The sequence below is a fragment of the Pontibacillus yanchengensis genome (genome assembly GCF_009856295.1).
Lineage (GTDB): Bacteria > Bacillota > Bacilli > Bacillales > BH030062 > Pontibacillus > Pontibacillus yanchengensis_A.
The window spans coordinates 617411-635323 of sequence record NZ_WMEU01000001.1; the positions used below are offsets into that span (position 1 = coordinate 617411).

General features: G+C 36.5%; 23 protein-coding genes and 1 pseudogene. 8 read left to right on the forward strand and 16 right to left on the reverse strand.

Annotated features, from left to right (window positions below):
- The first annotated feature begins 87 nt into the window (after nucleotides 1–87).
- Nucleotides 88–543 (forward strand): hypothetical protein, encoded by a 456-nt coding sequence (locus GLW08_RS03000; RefSeq protein WP_237458266.1) that lies wholly within the window; start codon nucleotides 88–90, stop codon nucleotides 541–543.
- A 140-nt stretch (nucleotides 544–683) separates the two neighbouring features.
- On the opposite strand, the pseudogene GLW08_RS03005 reads toward GLW08_RS03000, so the two are convergent.
- Both GLW08_RS03005 and GLW08_RS03010 read right to left on the reverse strand, forming a co-directional pair.
- Nucleotides 684–1100: pseudogene (locus GLW08_RS03005) on the reverse strand (VOC family protein).
- A gap of 420 nt (nucleotides 1101–1520) precedes the next feature.
- Nucleotides 1521–2042 carry a GNAT family N-acetyltransferase gene (locus tag GLW08_RS03010; protein ID WP_160847090.1) on the reverse strand — a complete coding sequence of 174 codons (522 nt, stop codon included), beginning with the start codon at nucleotides 2040–2042 and terminating at the stop codon, nucleotides 1521–1523.
- A gap of 246 nt (nucleotides 2043–2288) precedes the next feature.
- On the opposite strand from GLW08_RS03010, the gene GLW08_RS21790 reads away from it, so the two are divergent.
- From GLW08_RS21790 to GLW08_RS03020, 3 genes are all read left to right on the forward strand, one after another.
- Nucleotides 2289–2549, forward strand: a complete 261-nt coding sequence (locus GLW08_RS21790; RefSeq protein ID WP_237458340.1) for a MerR family DNA-binding transcriptional regulator — start codon at nucleotides 2289–2291, stop codon at nucleotides 2547–2549.
- Nucleotides 2528–2731 carry a hypothetical protein gene (locus tag GLW08_RS21795; RefSeq protein WP_237458268.1) on the forward strand — a complete coding sequence of 68 codons (204 nt, stop codon included), beginning with the start codon at nucleotides 2528–2530 and terminating at the stop codon, nucleotides 2729–2731. The genes GLW08_RS21790 and GLW08_RS21795 overlap by 22 nt, the downstream gene beginning before the upstream one ends.
- A gap of 117 nt (nucleotides 2732–2848) precedes the next feature.
- Nucleotides 2849–2983: a hypothetical protein gene (locus GLW08_RS03020; protein ID WP_160847091.1), complete on the forward strand. Its 135-nt coding sequence runs from the start codon at nucleotides 2849–2851 to the stop codon at nucleotides 2981–2983.
- A 78-nt stretch (nucleotides 2984–3061) separates the two neighbouring features.
- Here the strand turns inward: GLW08_RS03020 and GLW08_RS21555 are convergent, their stop codons facing one another.
- The 6 genes from GLW08_RS21555 to GLW08_RS03045 form a co-directional block, all read right to left on the reverse strand.
- The gene (locus tag GLW08_RS21555) at nucleotides 3062–3208 is read right to left on the reverse strand and encodes a hypothetical protein (protein WP_202406350.1); all 147 of its coding nucleotides are present in this window, start codon (nucleotides 3206–3208) and stop codon (nucleotides 3062–3064) included.
- A gap of 79 nt (nucleotides 3209–3287) precedes the next feature.
- Nucleotides 3288–3767 carry a DUF1641 domain-containing protein gene (locus tag GLW08_RS03025; protein WP_160847092.1) on the reverse strand — a complete coding sequence of 160 codons (480 nt, stop codon included), beginning with the start codon at nucleotides 3765–3767 and terminating at the stop codon, nucleotides 3288–3290.
- On the reverse strand, nucleotides 3748–6705 hold the full coding sequence (gene fdhF / locus GLW08_RS03030; protein ID WP_160847093.1) for a formate dehydrogenase subunit alpha: 2958 nt from the start codon (nucleotides 6703–6705) through the stop codon (nucleotides 3748–3750). Before fdhF ends, GLW08_RS03025 begins: the two co-directional genes overlap by 20 nt.
- Nucleotides 6706–6718: 13 nt before the next feature.
- Nucleotides 6719–7531 carry a formate dehydrogenase accessory sulfurtransferase FdhD gene (gene fdhD / locus GLW08_RS03035; protein ID WP_160847094.1) on the reverse strand — a complete coding sequence of 271 codons (813 nt, stop codon included), beginning with the start codon at nucleotides 7529–7531 and terminating at the stop codon, nucleotides 6719–6721.
- 179 nt (nucleotides 7532–7710) lie between these two features.
- The gene (locus tag GLW08_RS03040; protein WP_160847095.1) at nucleotides 7711–8643 is read right to left on the reverse strand and encodes an alpha/beta hydrolase; all 933 of its coding nucleotides are present in this window, start codon (nucleotides 8641–8643) and stop codon (nucleotides 7711–7713) included.
- Between the two features lie 55 nt (nucleotides 8644–8698).
- Nucleotides 8699–9238 carry a DNA topology modulation protein gene (locus GLW08_RS03045; RefSeq protein ID WP_337193886.1) on the reverse strand — a complete coding sequence of 180 codons (540 nt, stop codon included), beginning with the start codon at nucleotides 9236–9238 and terminating at the stop codon, nucleotides 8699–8701.
- 76 nt (nucleotides 9239–9314) lie between these two features.
- Here GLW08_RS03045 and GLW08_RS03050 point away from each other — a divergent pair, with 76 nt between their 5' ends.
- The 3 genes from GLW08_RS03050 (at nucleotide 9315) to GLW08_RS03060 (ending at nucleotide 11464) form a co-directional block, all read left to right on the forward strand.
- Nucleotides 9315–10196 carry a LysR family transcriptional regulator gene (locus tag GLW08_RS03050; RefSeq protein WP_160847096.1) on the forward strand — a complete coding sequence of 294 codons (882 nt, stop codon included), beginning with the start codon at nucleotides 9315–9317 and terminating at the stop codon, nucleotides 10194–10196.
- Nucleotides 10197–10388: 192 nt separating this feature from the next.
- On the forward strand, nucleotides 10389–10787 hold the full coding sequence (locus tag GLW08_RS03055; RefSeq protein WP_337193887.1) for a CidA/LrgA family protein: 399 nt from the start codon (nucleotides 10389–10391) through the stop codon (nucleotides 10785–10787).
- Entirely contained in the window at nucleotides 10784–11464 is a 681-nt protein-coding gene (locus GLW08_RS03060; protein ID WP_160847097.1) for an LrgB family protein, read from the forward strand. Before GLW08_RS03055 ends, GLW08_RS03060 begins: the two co-directional genes overlap by 4 nt.
- Nucleotides 11465–11637: 173 nt before the next feature.
- Here GLW08_RS03060 and GLW08_RS03065 read toward each other — a convergent pair whose 3' ends face one another.
- The 3 genes from GLW08_RS03065 to GLW08_RS03075 all read right to left on the reverse strand — a co-directional run bounded on the left by GLW08_RS03065 (nucleotide 11638) and on the right by GLW08_RS03075 (nucleotide 13858).
- Nucleotides 11638–12657, reverse strand: coding sequence for a hypothetical protein (locus GLW08_RS03065; RefSeq protein WP_160847098.1), 1020 nt, complete (start codon nucleotides 12655–12657; stop codon nucleotides 11638–11640).
- Between the two features lie 108 nt (nucleotides 12658–12765).
- Nucleotides 12766–13365: a hypothetical protein gene (locus GLW08_RS03070; protein ID WP_160847099.1), complete on the reverse strand. Its 600-nt coding sequence runs from the start codon at nucleotides 13363–13365 to the stop codon at nucleotides 12766–12768.
- Nucleotides 13366–13708: 343 nt separating this feature from the next.
- Entirely contained in the window at nucleotides 13709–13858 is a 150-nt protein-coding gene (locus GLW08_RS03075; protein ID WP_160847100.1) for a hypothetical protein, read from the reverse strand.
- 386 nt (nucleotides 13859–14244) lie between these two features.
- Here GLW08_RS03075 and GLW08_RS03080 point away from each other — a divergent pair, with 386 nt between their 5' ends.
- On the forward strand, nucleotides 14245–14940 hold the full coding sequence (locus tag GLW08_RS03080; RefSeq protein WP_160847101.1) for a Crp/Fnr family transcriptional regulator: 696 nt from the start codon (nucleotides 14245–14247) through the stop codon (nucleotides 14938–14940).
- 53 nt (nucleotides 14941–14993) lie between these two features.
- On the opposite strand, the gene moaA is transcribed toward GLW08_RS03080, so the two are convergent.
- From moaA to GLW08_RS03105, 5 genes are read right to left on the reverse strand one after another with little or no spacing between them, the layout of a single operon-like run.
- Complete coding sequence (gene moaA, locus GLW08_RS03085; RefSeq protein ID WP_160847102.1) at nucleotides 14994–15995, reverse strand: GTP 3',8-cyclase MoaA; 1002 nt, start codon at nucleotides 15993–15995, stop codon at nucleotides 14994–14996.
- A 26-nt stretch (nucleotides 15996–16021) separates the two neighbouring features.
- Nucleotides 16022–16555: a hypothetical protein gene (locus GLW08_RS03090; RefSeq protein WP_160847103.1), complete on the reverse strand. Its 534-nt coding sequence runs from the start codon at nucleotides 16553–16555 to the stop codon at nucleotides 16022–16024.
- Nucleotides 16556–16584: 29 nt separating this feature from the next.
- Entirely contained in the window at nucleotides 16585–16785 is a 201-nt protein-coding gene (locus tag GLW08_RS03095) for a hypothetical protein (RefSeq protein WP_160847104.1), read from the reverse strand.
- On the reverse strand, nucleotides 16778–17320 hold the full coding sequence (locus GLW08_RS03100) for a ubiquinol-cytochrome c reductase iron-sulfur subunit (protein ID WP_160847105.1): 543 nt from the start codon (nucleotides 17318–17320) through the stop codon (nucleotides 16778–16780). The genes GLW08_RS03095 and GLW08_RS03100 overlap by 8 nt, the downstream gene beginning before the upstream one ends.
- A 42-nt stretch (nucleotides 17321–17362) precedes the next feature.
- On the reverse strand, nucleotides 17363–17905 hold the full coding sequence (locus GLW08_RS03105; protein ID WP_160847106.1) for a 4Fe-4S dicluster domain-containing protein: 543 nt from the start codon (nucleotides 17903–17905) through the stop codon (nucleotides 17363–17365).
- Nucleotides 17906–17913 lie beyond the last annotated feature (8 nt).

Consider the following 17913-nt stretch of genomic DNA (forward strand, 5'->3'; position numbering starts at 1 on the left):
ACTTTTGAAGGATGTAGAAGGATTTCCAACACCTACCTAGAACGTATAAATTAAGAGAAAAACAACCTTTATTAAGGAGATGGTTCCATGAGTATGACGAAAGATCAAACCGGTATTCCCCATAAGGAGTTAGCAGTATCTTGCTTTAATAATGTTTGGAGGTTGCTAGAGAAACAACATCGCACATCCGAGGAAAATGATCAAATGATACACGTATGTCATTCTTCACTATGGCACTGGACACAGGTCCCTTCTCATACAAATCAAAATTTATCGATTGGATACTGGCAGTTATCTCGAGTGTATGCTGTTATGGGACAAGGGGAAAACGCACTCCATTATGCAAAACTTTGTTTAACATATAGTGAGGAGCTTGATCCTTTTTTTATCGGCTGTGCTCATGAAGCTTTCTCCCGATCCCTTCGAGTATTAGGACAACTAGAAAATGCTGCGTCTGCAAAAAAATTAGCATATACTTATGCTAAGGAAATTACCGATGAAAACAGCAAGCAAATTCTTTTAAGTGATTTAGAGACGTTGTAAGTGGACCTTCAAAAGTAGTTTATACACCCTCACTTTTATAATATTCCCTATTAAAGTAGAGACAAGTTAGTAACTTGTCTCTACTTTTTATATGTAGTGTTTTTCCTTATCTCTAGAGTATGAGAGTAAGAAGCTAGAATCTAGTTACAATTCTCAATGTTTTTGTATTCTGGACTTAACTCACTCCACACGTCAAAAGTATTTCCATTTAAATCATAAAATACAAAGTTGTTGCCCGGATGTCCTCGGTCTTCCATTTCTCCAACAGATACACCTTTATTCTTAAGGTATTCATGAAATCTCTTAAGGTTATTCAATCCATCTACCTCAAACGTTAATGTAAAGTGATCATTCCCATTATAATCAAGGAACTGAGTATGTTGTCCTTCTTGAGATTTCACAAGAAAGAAACTTTGATTTGCGAATTCTAATATCGCTTTTTCATCATTTCAAAAATTTTCTATAGCACCTAATTTATCTTGATACCAATTAGAAGACAGTTGAACATTCATCACCGGGATATAAGTCGTACCTACACGTTTCAAGAATGATTCCATAAACTTATCTCCTTATTTAGGGTTGTAGACCCCAATTGATTATAAACTCATTATACATTTGTTAGAATGGTCCCCCACCTTTCCCTAGTGATTTACCTTTTTTAGCTTTTTCATATGCATTCTCACTTGGTTTCTCCAACTCTGTAATCTCTTTCCTCTTTGAGTAGACTTTCTCTTTTTTGGAATCTCTATATTTAACTATTCCAATAACTAGCACTATAATCCCTATTGAGATAAAAGGTATTACACTCTCGATAGCAATAACTCCCCTCATGTTTAGTTTCAAACCTATATACAGAAGGAATTATAACTTAGGTAAACCTTCATAGTATGAATTAAATAAACGAAGGTTACAATGTTCAGACTAATTCATACATTCTTTACAAAAAATTGTCCTCCCTACCCCTTCATATAGTTATACTATTGAGATGACTTCCAATACGCAAGTAACCATTTACTGCCGTTCTCAATTTTGCAGACTTTTTCAAATCCACATTTTTCATAGCACTTTATGGCACGGGTATTATAAACTTCAGGATCTAGTACAATTCCATCAGGATTTTTTTGGATCATTATGTCAACTACGAAGCGTTTGACCATTTGTGTTCCAATACCTTTCCCCCATAATCTAGGTTCGCCAATAAATTGATCGATGCCAACATAAGTTTTATTCTCAGGTAGTCCCCATGCTTCTGCATCTTCTTTTTTTACAGGGTAGGATTGCATAAAACCGATTGGATCAGTATCTTTTTCAACAATAAATGGAGGTACATTTACTTCACCATTCAATCGTGGGCTATATTTTTCTAGTATGCGTTCATACGAGTATGGATCATTAGGATTTCCGTAGAATTGAAGTACTTCTTCGTCTTGAAGCCACTTGGTCATTAACAAGAAATCTGTCGGAGACATTGGGCGTATGGATACTTCGTGATAGGACATATAGAACCACCCTTCTTTTTATAGTGATTATTCTGAAATTTCTCACATAAAATTGTTCATTAAAATGATAACACAAAATAAGGAATTTTATGGGATTTATCGAATTTTTATGTATTTATGATAGACTATCTTAACTACCTAATAAATTGGATTCCCTTAAGTTTGTTACATAAACTTTTTTTATAATACTCCATTGACTCTAACGTAACGTGATACTCTACTATAAAAACTAGGAGGTGAGTGAAAATGTATAAAGTAAAAGAAGTAACAAACTTAGTAGGCGTGAGCGTACGCACGCTACATCATTATGATGAGATTGAACTACTACAGCCTGAATCGATAACACCGGCCGGTTATCGACTTTATACAAATCAAAACCTCAAAAGGCTTCAACGATATTTATCAAAGAAATGGGTATCTCGTTACAGCAAATACAGCAATCCATACAGGCTCTGGAACATGGCAAGGAAATGGAGAAAACAGAAATGTTTAAAGGATTTGAAATAAAAGAAATAGAAGAGCACCAAAAGAACTATGCCGAGGAAGTACGTCAAACGTATCCCAATGATCTTGTAACACAATCTGAACAAAGGACATCTCAATACACTGCACAAATTGGAAAAGAATTAGAAAAGAAACAAATGATATTTACAAGCTATTGCAACTCGTATGAATCAAGGCCCTCATAATCCTGAAGTACAGCGCAATGTAACTAGATGACACCAATTTATTACAAATAACTTCTATGATTCCTCTCTTGACATCTTCAGAGGGTTAGCTGATTTGTAATAACAGATGAACGATTCATGAAAAACATTGATAAACACAAAGAAGGGCTAGCTGCCTTTTTAAGTAAAGCGATGATTGTATATCATGATGACCAAAAAATATGTAAGAAAAAGCGAAACGCCTGGTCTCTTCTCGAAGTAGGCGACATGTAAGTGCCAGTTATGCTTTCTTTAAAAGTAAAAAAAAGGACGTCTAATAAACAAACGTCCTTCTTCTCATTATGCATTGACTTACCCATCATCCATTGTACTTCTTTCTGGGTGAATTGCTTTTTCAAGCTCTTCTTTTGCCATTACATTCTTCGTATCTTCCGCTTCGCTATATGGTCTGCCTTTTTGACTACCATTATGAGATTCATGTTTCTTCTTTTTACTCATCTGTACCCCTCCTTATAATCAATAGTTTGTGCAGGGGCTGATTTTTTATCAACGGTAGGATGAAATTGTATAGATAACTTTAATTTTCTGGAGCTCTTCCTAACCCTTTTAAAAAGTGAAGCATCATAGTCACTCCCTGATTAATCTCTGGGTCCCTTAAAGCTTTAGCTAAATCCATAACGGAGGTTTTCTCTTCCCTTTTACTTCCTTTCATTGCTCCTTCCATCCCTTGGTTCAAACGTGTTGATAATTCTTGAACCTTAGAAACATCGATTTCTCCTAACAAGAACATAAATCCACTTATATTTTCTAAGACATTAGAATAGCGCTCTTTATTCGCTTCTGTGACGATGTTTTCTATGGCATCTTCTTTGTGTTTCACCAAAGCGGTAAGTGCTTCTAACATGCCCGCTTCATCCAATGCTCTAATTAACTCTATGGCCTTTTCTAATGATTCTCCGTTATCCGCAATTTCGTCCTCAAGCTTTTGTGCTTTTTTCGCACGTATCTGCTCCTGGTTCATTTCCATGCGTTTGATTTTAGTTATCGCTTTTGCCATGGTCACTCACCTTCTTTCCAGGAAAGATATAATCGTCACGTGCCCATTTTCTTTCAACATACACACCAATTTGAGGTTGGGGAGTTCCTCTTCGATGGTTATTGTACGGAATCGGACTTTTCCCTTTTTTCTTTAAAACATCCATTTTCACTGCAATTTCCTTATAAGCTGGTGTATTGGTATCTTTGTCTACACTGTTATCAGTTAAAAAGTTCACTGCAGACTTACCATTATCATTTAGTGGTAAATATAGTTCCTTTCCTTTTACTCGATCGGTAATATGCACCTCAGTCGTTGCTACTCCTGCGTGAGATGTTAAACGTACGAGGGCTCCTTCTTGCACACCACGTTCTTCAGCTAGTTCAGGTGATACTTCGACAAATGCATTTGGTGTTTTTCTAGTGATGCCAGGTGATTTATAAGTCATATTCCCTTCATGAAAATGCTCGAGCAACCGCCCATTGTTTACGTGCAAATCGAATTCTTCATTGGTTGAATAGTCCATTTGGTATGAAATCTCAAAGAACTTTGCCTTTCTATCTTCAAAGGGGAATCCTTCTGTAAACAATAACGGAGTATCTGATCCATCGGGCGCTACGGGCCATTGTAAGCTTTTATATCCTTCTAATCTTTTGTACGTAACCCCTGCGAACAAAGGTGTTAAGAAGGCCGCTTCATCCATAATTTGTTCAGGATGGTGATATCCCCAGTCATACCCGAATTTCTTGGCAAGTAAGGTTAAAATTTCCCAATCGGGTTTTGTTTCCTCTAACGGTTCCATCGCACGGTACAGACGCTGAATCCGTCTTTCTGTGTTCGTAAATGTCCCTTCTTTTTCAAGACTGCTACATGCAGGTAACACCACATCAGCATACTCTGCTGTTTTCGTTAAAAATAAATCTTGCACCACAAAGAAATCCAGTTTCTCAAATGCTTTCGTAACGTAATTAATATTTGAATCCACGACACCGGTATCTTCTCCAAGTACAAACATGCCTTTTACATTTCCTTCATGTATGGCTTCAATCATTTGATGATTATCTTTTCCGACTTCGCTCGAAAGTTCAACTCCCCATAGATTTTCATAACGACCCCTTGCGTCATCATCAGTAATAAATTCATAACCAGGTAAAAAATTCGGCATACTTCCAAAATCACTACATCCTTGCACATTGTTATGTCCTCGTAACGGATAAGCACCTGCACCATTTTTGCGGTAATTTCCTGTTGCAAGTAATAGATTGGATATAGCTGTACTCGTATCACTTCCTTGCTGGTGTTGCGTCACTCCCATTGCCCAACAAATAGTAACGGTCTCAGCTGAACTAATCGACTTTGCAATTTGCTTTAGCATATCTTCACTGAAACCAGTAACACCAGACGCATACTTTAACGTGAAAGTCTCTAGGCTTTGGTAATAGGAATCAAAGCCATTTACCCACTCATGGATAAACGACTCATCGTGCCATCCCTGGTCAATAATATACTTCGTCACTGCCGATATCCAAACTAAATCAGAACCAGGATACGGACTGAAAAATTCATCTGCACGTCTAGCCATTTCATGCTTGCGTATATCGAATACAAATAGCTTTTGTCCAAATAACTTTTGTGATCTTTTTATTCGAGAGGCTAATACCGGGTGTGATTCAGCAGTGTTTGAACCTATAGTAATAACAAGTTCTGCTGATGCAATATCATCAATAGATCCAGAATCACCACCGTGACCAACAGTACGAAACAAACCCTTTGTTGCAGGAGTTTGGCAGTAGCGGGAACAATTATCGATATTATTTGTTCCAATAACTTGCCGGGCAAACTTTTGCATGACAAAAGACTCTTCGTTTGTTGCTTTTGAAGAAGATATAAAGGCTAAGGAATCTGGTCCATCCTCTACTTTAAGTTTGGTCATCTCCTGTTCGATACGATCTAATGCTGTATCCCAATCGACTTCTTTAAAATGGTCTCCCTCTCTTACAAGTGGTTTCGTTAAACGCTCATCACTATTGACGTAATCCCAACCAAACTTGCCTTTTACACAAGTAGAGATATCATTCGCAGGAGACCCTGGTTGCGGCTCAACCTTTAACACTTCACGTCCTTTTGTCCAAACGTCAAAGGAACAACCTACCCCACAATAGGTGCACACTGTTTTGGTTTTATCGATTCGTTCCTCACGCATAGCAGCTTCAGTATCCGATACAGCTAATAAGGGCCCATAGCCTGACTCGGCTTTTTTTGTTAACTCAATCATGGAACGTAATAAGCCAGGTTTATGGTCTGTCATGTATCCAGCTTCACCTTCCATATTTGTTTCTATCAATGCATTGCAAGGACATACCGTAACACATTGACCACAATTGACACAGGACGATTCATCAATAGGAACATCATTGTCCCAGATGACTCTAGGTTGCTGACGTTCCCAGTCTATTGTGAGTGTTTCATTTACTTGTACATCCTGGCATACCTCAACGCATCGGCCACACAAAATGCATTGATCTGGATCATATCTGTAAAAGGAACCAGATCGATCTACCTCATATGGTTTCGACTCAAAAGGTTTGCCTTGGTGTTCGACTCCATATTGAGCAACTGTATTATGTATCTCACAGGAGCCATTATTGTAATCACACACAGTACAATATAACTCATGATTTTGCATGATGCGGTCTAATGCTTCTTTTTGTGCTTTAAATACTATTTCTTCCTCAGTCGATACGACCATACCCGCTTCTACTTTTGTACTGCATGCCCGCTTGATTTCTCCATCAATAGCTACTATACATGTATCACATGTCTCAATAGGACCTAAAGATTCGTGATAACAAATTTGTGGCAAGTCTACATTCGCTTCATTTAATAACTTAATTAATGGCTGACCAGGTTCAGCTAACCATTCCTTTCCATTAACGTTCACAACAGTATGATCCTTCATTTCATTTCCTCCTTTACCGGATGTCAATAAGAGGTGGTTCTTCCTGAATATAACTTTGACCCGTGTACACATTTAGTCGATTTTGTCGAATGAACCCTACTGTCGTGATGTTCAAGTCTTCAGCTAGTCTTAATGCTAGATCTGTTGGTGCGGAGGGTGAAAGCAATGTTCCTATTCCAATTTTTGAAACTTTAACCAGTACTTCTGATGAGATGCGACCGCTAAACACAATCTGCTTTTCACGTCTCGATATTTGATTTTTCAAAAGATATCCATACACTTTATCTAGAGCGTTATGTCTGCCAATATCCACTGCTTTATACAACAGTTCATTTCTATTGGCAAGCGCTGCTTGGTGAACGCCACCTGTCCTCTTAAAATCTTCGGAATGCTGTTGGAATGTATCCATCAAGGTAAAAACTTGTTGTACAGAAAGGACATGTTTTTTCATAATCGTTTTTGCTGTCTTAACATCTTGATCAAAATAAAATTCACGACTTTTCCCACAGCAAGAACCGATAAACCGTTTTGTCCTTCCATAAGACCTCTCAGGTAAATCAGTAAATAATTCCACGTATGCAAAACCTGATTCTGAATCTAATTGTATATATTGAATATCTTCATAAGAGCGAATGAGTGCTTCGGATGCTAAAAAACCGATCACTAACTCTTCCAGTGCACTGGGAGAGCAAATCATCGTTGCGTACTCTTCCCCTTGAATAACAACCGTTAAAGCAAATTCAATAGCAATCTCATCTTCGATTTCCATATATGTACCTCGATGATATTTTTGTATATTCCAGGAATCAACAATATTCTCGCCCATACTGTCTGCCCCCTCTTCATAAGATCGTACTATTCTATTCCTTTTTTTGATGTTGTGAAAACCTTTTCAATATTCGCTACCTAACAAAACATCAGGAAACGAATGATTGATCACAATTAAGTATTAAAAAAGACTTCTCGCTAAAGAAGTCTTTTTCCTGTTATTTAGCTATTGAATTGTTATAACTTGTCACTAATGATTTGAAAGACGTCTCTACTAACATCATCTCCTTCATTAAATAGATGATGCTTACCTTGATCGATTTGAATAATATCAGCATTCGGAAACTTTTTCTTCAAGAATTTCACGTTATAACCCCAATCGACGGTTTGATCTCGGTTACCTTGCAAAACGGTTAACGTTTCATCACTTGGCTCAGCATGTTGAATACTTTTATTCCATTCTATCAATGCCTCTAACCACTTAATAGGTATGTGATTATGCTGTAGAGGATCTCGTTTAACAAACTTTAAATAACTTTTATCAGAAGAGTTTTTTCGATACCGTCGAAACACTTTGTTTAAAAATGGGTTCAATACATAGTACCCAGCAACGGTTACCCACCAATAATTTGATCGAATAAGTGGCGCTAACACAATAACCTTTTCAAAAGGATGGGTTCGTTTTTTTAGAAGGTAATTTACAATGATGGCTCCACCAGTACTATGCCCTATCAAATAGTAAGGCCGAGGTAGTTGACTCTGAATTTTGTCTATAACAACTTTTAGCGTAATACCATAGTTTGTAAATTCTTTGGTGGATAACGTTTTCCCTCCTGAAAGACCATGGCCTTGTAAATCATACACAATCACTCGTTTTTGCTGATCTGTTAAATACTTAATAATCCGTTTTAAATGACCGGCATGATCAAAGTAGCCATGTAGCAACAAGACCGTTACGTTCGCTTCTTTCGGGGCATGCATCTGAACCATAATTTTCTTTCCATTTGCTTGTACACTACCAAAATGAAAATCGACATCTTGGAAATCAAGTCCATAATAATCCAAATACCTTTTAATGTTCTTCGTTGGCTGGACGGGTGTTGTAAAATCAACAGGAGTGTCCCATTCCCCTAATGCTGCTAATATTTGTTTAAACTCTATATGCTCCATTTTCTTCACCTACAGTACGACATGGTTTACTAATAGCATGACCTAATTTCTTCAACTACATCCGTGCATTCCAATTACCTTTTAAGGACTCTAGAAATTGTTCCACTTCATATTCTGATGTCAAAACGAACACATTTTTATCATCTCGAACCTTAGCCAATGTTTCCTTGAGAGGTATAAGCTTATCCTCAGGGAATTTCCATACATATTTAATAAAAGTAGGATGTACTCGTTCAGGACAATCCTCTCCCATATCAGAACGAACTTTATTACGGTAGATTATCCTTCTTTTCAAGACTCTAAATAGGCAAAGCCATCTTGAGCGATCTAAAAGTATAACCGTATCTGCTGCATTGATACGAATATCTATTGTGCTTCTGTAATTACCATCAATAATCCACTTTTCTTGAGTGATTAACTGGTATTGGTTACGTTTAAGTTCTTCTCTTGAAGATTCTACCCATCCAGGATTCCAAAACAATACATCTAAATGATAAACAGGTATTTCTAACCGAGAAGCTAACCGTTTAGAAAACGTAGACTTTCCCGAACCAGGGGAACCAATCACAATAATTTTTCTCATCTCATGATTCAAATAAAGTCACCTTCCTTTCCTTCCTTCCTTCCATCTCATATAATAGAGTTCATCAACAAAGGAAAGGTACAATACAATGGATATACGTCATTTACAATATTTTCTAGAAGTTTCACAGCAACAAAGCTTTACAAAAGCTGCTCAGCATCTTAACGTTTCTCAGCCTGCACTCAGTAAAATGATTCGAAATCTTGAAGAAAACCTTGAGGTTACGCTTCTCGATCGCTCAAACAAACAAATTCAACTTACAGATGCAGGTCAAGCAGTCTTAGAACAGGCTCAACGAGTATTAGGTATGATGGAAGATCTAACCACGTCCCTTTATGATACCATTCATCTCCAAAAAGGGGCTATATCATTTGGACTTCCTCCTCTGATAGGTACGCTTTTCTTTCCTGAGATTATTGCAAACTTCCGTCAAACCTATCCAGGTATCTCTATACAAATCACTGAATATGGTGCCAAAAAAATGGAGCAAAGTTTGATTGAGGGGCATGTAGAACTAGCTATCGCTGTTGCACCGGTCGATCAATCCATTTTTGAATCCATACCTTTTACAGAAGAAAAAATGAAAGTTGTCATACCTAACCATCATACTTTAGCAAGCTTAGAACGAATTGAACTAAAAGAATTATCAAAAGAGAAATTCATATTATTTCAAGAGGACTTCGCCATGCATGACTTAGTAAGGAATCATTGTCTGGAAAAAGGGTTTATACCTCACATTGAATTAGAAAGCTCTCAGTGGGATTTCATTGTTGAGATGGTACGGGCAAATATGGGAATTGCTATTCTACCTGAATCTATTTGTGCAAAGATACATTCTAAGGATGTGAAAGATATTCCCCTAACCAACCCTTCTATCCCATGGAAACTTGAACTTATTATAAAAAAAGATCGATACTTATCCTTTGCAACTCGAGAATTTATCCAATTTATAAAAGATTCTCGATCATAACTTTTGGTTATGGTTTAGATAATATATATGTATTTTTATTATGAATGTAATTGTATTATAGTTACGATAGAATCATTTTCCTTTTGAAAAATCCTAAATTTTAAAGTATTTCCGAGATATGTAACTTACATATTAATAGATTATTCTACAATAGATTCACTCGATAAAAAGAGCCGTAATGCGGCTCTTTTCGTGTGTTCAGGAGGTGTAAGCATTTACAAAAACATTGTCACTTTACTCGTTCAATTTATTCTTATTAACGTCTTCTTCTTTATCGGGCTTGCACTTCAGCACTTAACTAACCTTCCTATTCCAGGAAGCATAATTGGATTAATTCTGTTATTCCTAGCATTGAAAACTGGTCTCGTTAAGCTTCACTGGATCGAACAAGCAGGTAAATGGTTACTAGCAGAGTTGTTGCTTTTCTTTATTCCTGCCGCCGTTGGTATCGTCCAATACCCTGACTTAGCAGGTTGGAATGGATTTCAACTATTGTTGGTTATCTTTATTAGTACCATTCTAGTTATGTGGGTGACGGGTATTGTAGCTGACCAACTAGCTAAACGAAGAAGGAAGGGGGAAACAGAATGACGTATTTAGTTATCACCATTCTTATCTATATTATAAGTAAAAAGCTCTACCAAAAGTGGAAACATCCTTTATTAACACCTTTATTCGTGTCACCAACCGTATTAATTATAATGTTGTTGGTGCTGAATATCCCATTTGAACAATATAAACAAGGTACAGATGTAATTAGTTATTTCCTTGGACCTGCTACTGTTGCTTTTGCAATTCCAATTTATAAACACTACGCATTAATTAAGAAATTTATTGTAGAGATTATTACAAGTATCACGGCTGGTTCGATTTTTGCTATTCTTTCATCCTTCTTTTTAGGTTATTTCATTCATTTAAGTGGCACGTTGATGACAAGTATTTTACCAAGATCTATAACGACGCCAATTGCGATTGAAGTATCTGAGGCAATCGGTGGTGTACCTGCACTGACTGCAGCATTTGTTGTCTGTACAGGTATCATTGGTTCGATTGTAGGTCCTTATGTCATTCGGTTTTCATCCATTCAATCACCTATAGCTCGAGGGCTCTCATTTGGAATGGCCGCCCACGGAGCCGGAACATCTAAAGCATTTGAATTCGGTGACCAAGAAGGAACATTCTCTAGCCTAGCCATGATCATCGCTGCTGGTATAACCCTCTTATGGGGAAACACCTGGGTTCCATCATTCCAGCACCTATTTATGTAAGAAAGCTAGTTCTTCCAAACTAACACACCCCCACTTTTATTGTACGGATTCATTATATCCGGATATCTCTTTTGATATTTGAACATCTAGCTCTATCCCCCCTTCCACTTCACGGGACTGATAGATTAAGAAAAGAGCTAGAGATTTTTATAGAAATCGCTAGCTCTTTTCCTTTACAACTGATTTAAGTTTGTATAAGCGCGCTTGCGTTCTGATTCGCTTTTAAGTTGCACATTTTTCCATTCAGTATCAGTATGCCATTCCCAAGTTGTTTCTTTTACCACTTCACTTATAAACTGTAGCATTCCAATCACATCTGCTCGCCACGGTCCATCTTCTATCCAATCATTGTGTTGACTACTATACAGTACCCGATGAATTAATCCATTGTCTTGCGTGAATGTATTAGTGAGGTGAAATCCGTCTATAGAGAAAATCAGTAAGAAGCAATTTTTCGTATCATTTTCGATTACTTTTACAATTTTAGAAGGGGCAAAGGTAAGTAGTTTATAAGTTCCAGTATGTTCATCATATAAATGAAGGTTCAACTCATGATCATCCATCGCTTCTAGAGTATAATCTTTCATCTTATTAGATGGTGTGCTTAGTTTCTGTTCACCAAATAAATCAAGAAATTGTTTAATATATCCAATATTCTCAATTACAAAAAAGGTAGATGGTAGAGTAGAATATAACTCTCTCTTTTGATTTTTAATATGCTTAATTTTTTCCTCCAACCCATTCAAATTCTTGAATAAGTCTGTTGATTTCTTAACCTTCATACGGAGTACTGATTCTTTTCCGTGTTGATTCAAGTATGATATAGACATCTTTTCTTCCTTCACAGTTTGCTCTTTCTCGACACCTAAAAGAAAGTAAAAAGGGATATGTAGCTCTTTATGAATCCTAATTTCGTTGGTTCCTTTATCCAATATAATGGATTTACTACCAGTCACCATCTCATCGAGCTGAATCTCATCCACATGATACGTAACACTACCTTTAAAGTTCGCACGTCGTTTTCGTTTCTTTAGAAATACAAAATAAGAAATGATCAAAACCGGTGTTGATATAAAAAGAAAGCTAATAATAATCCACGTATCGATGCCAGTTATTAGACTGATTAATATACTAAGACCGTAAAACGTTAAAAAAACAAAAATAAACCCAACTATCCCTGTACAACCTATCATGGTAAAACTCCCCATTCTTGTAAGTTTTACTAAATACCTTATTTACTAAGTAATACGAAAAAGAGAGCAATCAGTTTCAACATTTCTAGCAAGAATGAAATGAACTAGTCAACTAGCACTCAGTAATCGCTTTACGATAGTATCTACTTCACGAACTTCTAATGCTGGATAATGAAAAAAACTATTAAAGATCATAAAGAGCGAGATAATAAGAGAAACCACCCCGATTAGGTTAGGAAATTCTCTCTCGAACAACCAATATGACAGTCGAGGGAAATCGGATTTCATTTCTTTTGGCAATGTAGTTATTTTTTTTACTAGGGAAGGAATATCGTTTTCCAGCTCTACTTTCAGTTCCCTAAATGCATTTTTATGATAAGTTCTTGGAATAAAAAGAAAAAAAAGACTACCAAGCAACACCCCTAAAGAAGCAGCTGATTTACGGTACCAAGCTTGGATATCCAAAATGTTACTTCTCGCTTCATACCGACCCACTATCAGTCTACTACCGGTATCTTCATTAATAGATATTTCTTCTTCAACATGACTTATTGGATTTAATTGTTGAATGTAAAACTCCCCTTCAAGACTTTTATACGTGTATCCATTTGGGTAGAAATCAAATGTGACTACTACTATATAAGGAGTGCTGAGAAGAACAAGAAAAACACCAACAATTAACAAACTTATATATTTATGTTTTTTCATCTTTATGAACAACCTTTACTTTAAAACATCATTATTACCATTATTACACAGGTGTGGTGCCAACTAACAGACAATGGAGAAAAATAATAATGTTATAGCATTGGAATGTGATTAGGAATTGAGGATACAAAAAAGAGTAGATGTTACTTATGTTCTTGGTATAAAGAATAATTGCAGTGTGGAGAAAATAGCGAGGGATTCATCAGTAAGAAAAATCAAGAAATAAAACGATGGAAAGTACCTGTGATCTTTGGTGAATAAAGCTTCGAACATCGTTCATAACCTATTTACAAATCAGGTATTTTTCCATTTCATGTCATATTTATAAATTCGTGCTCTTTTTTTATTTTTTAAATGGGTTTCTTCTGAGCTTAGCTTGTGATTTGCTTGCTCTTGATTTTCCACCTTGCATAGAAGCATTGTAGTGTGTAATCTCTTGGCTAGATTGGTAGTCTTTTTCAAATAGTCCACGAGCTTTTACAAACATATTCATCTTAAAGCCCTCCTTTTATATTGATATTGAGCGATACTCTGCGAAATTTTAAGTAAATCGTAGTAAATTTAATTATTTTACGCCTAACCTTTTTAAAATGAATATATTTTGAAACATACCACACTTGATTTAATTTACAAACTAGTATATAGGAATTAATATAACAAAGTTTGTAAAGCTTATGTTATATAATTAAACACCTTTATTGATAGTGAATGAAGAGTCTTCCACAACATAAGTATCCCTATCTATTATTGTGTTTTCATGATACTAGAATGCAATATTGAAGAAATTCGTTTTTGTTGTTATGATAATAAACAGGAAAGATTTAGAAAATATATTATAAAAGAGGATGAATCTTTTCACTATAAATGGGTGGTGTTTGAATGGCACAATCTTCGAAAACATTATCGAACGATTTAACCGAATTGCTAAGCACCGTTAATCATCATACCTATATTCCAAAAGGGACATTTTTATTTCAAGAAGGACAACTCGCAAATGAATTATATATTATTAAATCTGGTCGTATCCAAATAAGTAAAAACACTCCTGATGGAAAAGAGCTCACTTTACGAATATGTGGCATTAACGAAATCGTGGGCGAACTAACGCTATTTAGTGAAGGAGCGAAATACCTTTTAAGTGCTAAGGCTCTAGAAAATAGCGAAGTCGGAGTTATTAAAAAAGAGGAACTAGAAGAAAAGCTCTCTCATAATAATGCATTAGCTATTGAATTTATGAAATGGATGAGCGACCACTTCCGAAGAACACAAACTAAATTTCGCGACTTAATTTTATACGGTAAAAAAGGTGCTCTCTATTCAACACTGATTCGAATGGTAAATAGTTATGGTGTAGAATCAGCCAATGGATTTTTAATTGATATGAAGCTTACGAACCAAGAATTAGCCGGTTTTTGTGGGACATCACGTGAAGTGGTTAATCGGTTGTTAAGTGATCTAAAAAAAGAGGACATTGTTAGCATTCAAAAAGGTAAGATTACGATTCATAACTTAGACTACTTACGAGATGTCATAGGTTGTGAAAACTGTCCAATTGATATATGTGAAATTGATTAATGGAAGGATTTGCAACCGAAAAAAAACGCCTCTGATTTAATACAGCGACGTTTTCACCCTCCTATATACGACATTTCGATTTTTTCTCGTGATGGAGTGGCTTCATTACGTTCGTCGGAATACCGATCATCTCTTCTACTCCATATGTTCTGAATTTCACTTGTGATATAAGATATTGAGTTACTTTGTAATAAGTATTTTAAATCATATCCTTTATTAGCGAATAAACATGTATATAATTTTCCATCTGCAGAAATTCTGGCTCTAGTGCAACTAGAACAGAAAGATTCAGAAACAGATGTGATAAATCCAATTTCCCCAATAGCACCTTGATATTTATACCGTTGGGCAACTTCTCCAAAGTAATTGGAATCTACCAGTGATAGATCAAAGTGTTGTGTTAGCTGATCTAAAATCTCTTTCTTTGTCATCACATTCTTAAAGTCCCATCCGTTACTATTTCCGACATCCATATATTCAATAAAGCGTAAGGAAATATCCTGATCTTTGAAATAACTGGCCATCGGGATAACTTGATGGTCATTCATTCCTTTTTTGACAACCATGTTTAACTTCACACCTAGCCCCGCTCGTTTAGCAGCATCTATCCCTTTTAGTACAGGACTAACCCCTACATTCCTGCCATTTATTTCTTTAAAAACATCATTATGAATCGCATCTAAGCTAATATTGACCCGCTTCAATCCTGCTTTCTTTAATTGCTGTGCATACTTGGGTAAATAAATACCATTTGTCGTTAAGCCTATGTCTTCTATTCCCTCTATGTTCACTAGCTTCTTGATTAACTCATCAAGGTTGCTTCTAAGTAATGGCTCTCCACCTGTAATGCGAATCTTCTTCACCCCTAAATGGGCGAAAGACGTAGCTAACGTTTCTATTTCCTCAAAGGAAAGCAAGTCACATTCGTTCATAAACGGATGATCCACCCCAAAAATCTCTGCTGGCATACAGTACGTACATCTAAAATTACATCGGTCGATTACCGATATTCGCAAATCTTGTAATGGTCGATTATACACATCTTTGTTGTTCATTATATCCCACCTAACTTTCTAGTTATCTACCATTCATTTGTTGGTATTATTTGAAGAGCTTCACCTTTGAATGTTCGTTCACCAAACAATGTAATTAGTTTACAAGAGGGAATACATCCTCCACCGTCGCTTTGAATAATATCATATTCTGCAAGCATTCCACTTCCAATTTCCTGACCTTTATCTAGTACTCTAACTTTTTGCCCTTCTAATGTGCGCAAACTTGCTCTTAGCAAAAAGGTTGACCACTCTTCCCAATTCGTTACAATATAAGCTCCTTCTCCATTTCCTAAATAACCTAATAAACATTCAGACTCATCTAAGTCTCCAACTGTTCTCTCTTGTATAGACTTGATAAGATGATGGATAGCACGATATTGTTCTAACGTTAGGTCTCCTCGGAATTGAATCAATAGGCTGTTCTCTTCTAGATTTGGATACAGATTGCATATCTGTCCCTCCCCGAAGGTGAAGCACTTTGATGTAGACTTTAATCTCTCATCTTGTAAAGCTACTTGTAAAAGGGTATTATTACAATCGGTCAAGGTTGCTTGAAGCATAAGTCTCACTCCTCTCCTTCGTCAGTTCGTTACGCACGCTCATGTTTATCAAGCTTACGCCACTTTCCATAGAAGAGTAAGGCTATGAATGATGAAGCGATTGCGATGATTGTGTACATATAAACATGTTCAAATTCCTTACCAAAAAAAGCTTCTATCGTCCATTGAAGCATTACGACATTGAGGAAAATACTACATAATATAGCTACCCAACATATTTTTTTACCCATGGCGTACTTCCCTCCCAACAGCGTAGACGACATCCCCTTTTACCTCTAACAAAATCTTCGGTAATTCACGCTGAGGAGGTCCAGCCATTGGTTGACCTGAATCAACGTTAAAGAAACCACGATGGCACGGGCATAATAATACTTCTTCTTTTTTTTCATAAAAAACTGGACACTGAAGATGGGTACATTTATTGTTATACGCTTTTAATTCTCCATTTTTCGTATGAACTAATAATGCAGGTTCACTATCAGTTGGATAATGAAACTCTAGTGATTCTCCCTTTGGTAGTTCAGAGAGCTTCCCTATTTCTACTTTCTCTGAATCCTCTTCCCTGTCATCCATCATGGCTTTGATGGAAAAAGGTAGTGTAGCAATTCCTAATGTAAGAGAAGCCCCTACTGCTGATTTTAAAAACGCTCGTCGATTAAATCGTAGATCTTCGCTTCTGTTTAAGTTATCGACTAAATTAATCATATCGTCGTCAGCTTTACGCTGGTTTTGTCTTTGATTTTGATTGTTCTTTTCATCCACCATTCTGTTCATCCTCCTTACATGCCGATACCCTTTATAGTTCTATCAATCACTATAAACGCCAAAGAATTCAGGCACGTACTCCCATTTGTTTCCTTCTTGAGGTTTCTTTCCTTCTACTAAATTCATTTGAGTACGCTTACGACGAAGTTGCATCATTTCATCATAATCAATAAAACGAATGGCATCACTAGGACAAACAGATGCACACATCGGAGCAATATCATGTTTAGATCGGTCATAGCACATATCACATTTGTACATTTTGTTTTCTTCAAAATCGAACTTAGGAATACCAAATGGACAACCAAACGTACAATTTCGACACCCGATACATTTCTCTTCCATAGCAGAAAGGACGACACCTTCTTCGGTAATTTGAATCGCATTTGCCGGACACACTCGTGCACAAGCAGGGTCCTTACATTGCATACAAAGCATTGGGTAGGTTTGGCGACTTTCCATGAAATCTACATACTCTACATAGTTACGTTCCTTCGCATCATGGTCCCCACATTCTCTACAAGCAGCTTGACAAGCTCGACACCCGATACAACGCTCAAATTCAAGATACATAATTTTATTCATGATTTGAC

Bases quoted from the DNA above. Each gene is read 5' to 3' on its own strand.
- GLW08_RS03040 (WP_160847095.1), bottom strand. From the start codon at position 8,643: ATGGAGCATATAGAGTTTAAACAAATATTAGCAGCATTAGGGGAATGG.
- GLW08_RS03080 (WP_160847101.1), top strand. From the start codon at position 14,245: ATGGCACAATCTTCGAAAACATTATCGAACGATTTAACCGAATTGCTA.
- fdhD (WP_160847094.1), bottom strand. From the start codon at position 7,531: ATGGGCGAGAATATTGTTGATTCCTGGAATATACAAAAATATCATCGA.
- GLW08_RS03025 (WP_160847092.1), bottom strand. From the start codon at position 3,767: ATGGCAAAAGCGATAACTAAAATCAAACGCATGGAAATGAACCAGGAG.
- GLW08_RS21795 (WP_237458268.1), top strand. From the start codon at position 2,528: ATGTTTAAAGGATTTGAAATAAAAGAAATAGAAGAGCACCAAAAGAAC.
- fdhF (WP_160847093.1), bottom strand. From the start codon at position 6,705: ATGAAGGATCATACTGTTGTGAACGTTAATGGAAAGGAATGGTTAGCT.
- GLW08_RS03050 (WP_160847096.1), top strand. From the start codon at position 9,315: ATGGATATACGTCATTTACAATATTTTCTAGAAGTTTCACAGCAACAA.
- GLW08_RS03090 (WP_160847103.1), bottom strand. From the start codon at position 16,555: ATGCTTCAAGCAACCTTGACCGATTGTAATAATACCCTTTTACAAGTA.
- GLW08_RS03070 (WP_160847099.1), bottom strand. From the start codon at position 13,365: ATGAAAAAACATAAATATATAAGTTTGTTAATTGTTGGTGTTTTTCTT.
- GLW08_RS21555 (WP_202406350.1), bottom strand. From the start codon at position 3,208: ATGAGTAAAAAGAAGAAACATGAATCTCATAATGGTAGTCAAAAAGGC.
- GLW08_RS03010 (WP_160847090.1), bottom strand. From the start codon at position 2,042: ATGTCCTATCACGAAGTATCCATACGCCCAATGTCTCCGACAGATTTC.
- GLW08_RS03000 (WP_237458266.1), top strand. From the start codon at position 88: ATGAGTATGACGAAAGATCAAACCGGTATTCCCCATAAGGAGTTAGCA.
- GLW08_RS03075 (WP_160847100.1), bottom strand. From the start codon at position 13,858: ATGAATATGTTTGTAAAAGCTCGTGGACTATTTGAAAAAGACTACCAA.
- GLW08_RS03095 (WP_160847104.1), bottom strand. From the start codon at position 16,785: ATGGGTAAAAAAATATGTTGGGTAGCTATATTATGTAGTATTTTCCTC.
- GLW08_RS03020 (WP_160847091.1), top strand. From the start codon at position 2,849: ATGAAAAACATTGATAAACACAAAGAAGGGCTAGCTGCCTTTTTAAGT.
- GLW08_RS03105 (WP_160847106.1), bottom strand. From the start codon at position 17,905: ATGAATAAAATTATGTATCTTGAATTTGAGCGTTGTATCGGGTGTCGA.
- GLW08_RS03100 (WP_160847105.1), bottom strand. From the start codon at position 17,320: ATGGTGGATGAAAAGAACAATCAAAATCAAAGACAAAACCAGCGTAAA.
- GLW08_RS03065 (WP_160847098.1), bottom strand. From the start codon at position 12,657: ATGATAGGTTGTACAGGGATAGTTGGGTTTATTTTTGTTTTTTTAACG.
- moaA (WP_160847102.1), bottom strand. From the start codon at position 15,995: ATGAACAACAAAGATGTGTATAATCGACCATTACAAGATTTGCGAATA.
- GLW08_RS21790 (WP_237458340.1), top strand. From the start codon at position 2,289: ATGTATAAAGTAAAAGAAGTAACAAACTTAGTAGGCGTGAGCGTACGC.
- GLW08_RS03060 (WP_160847097.1), top strand. From the start codon at position 10,784: ATGACGTATTTAGTTATCACCATTCTTATCTATATTATAAGTAAAAAG.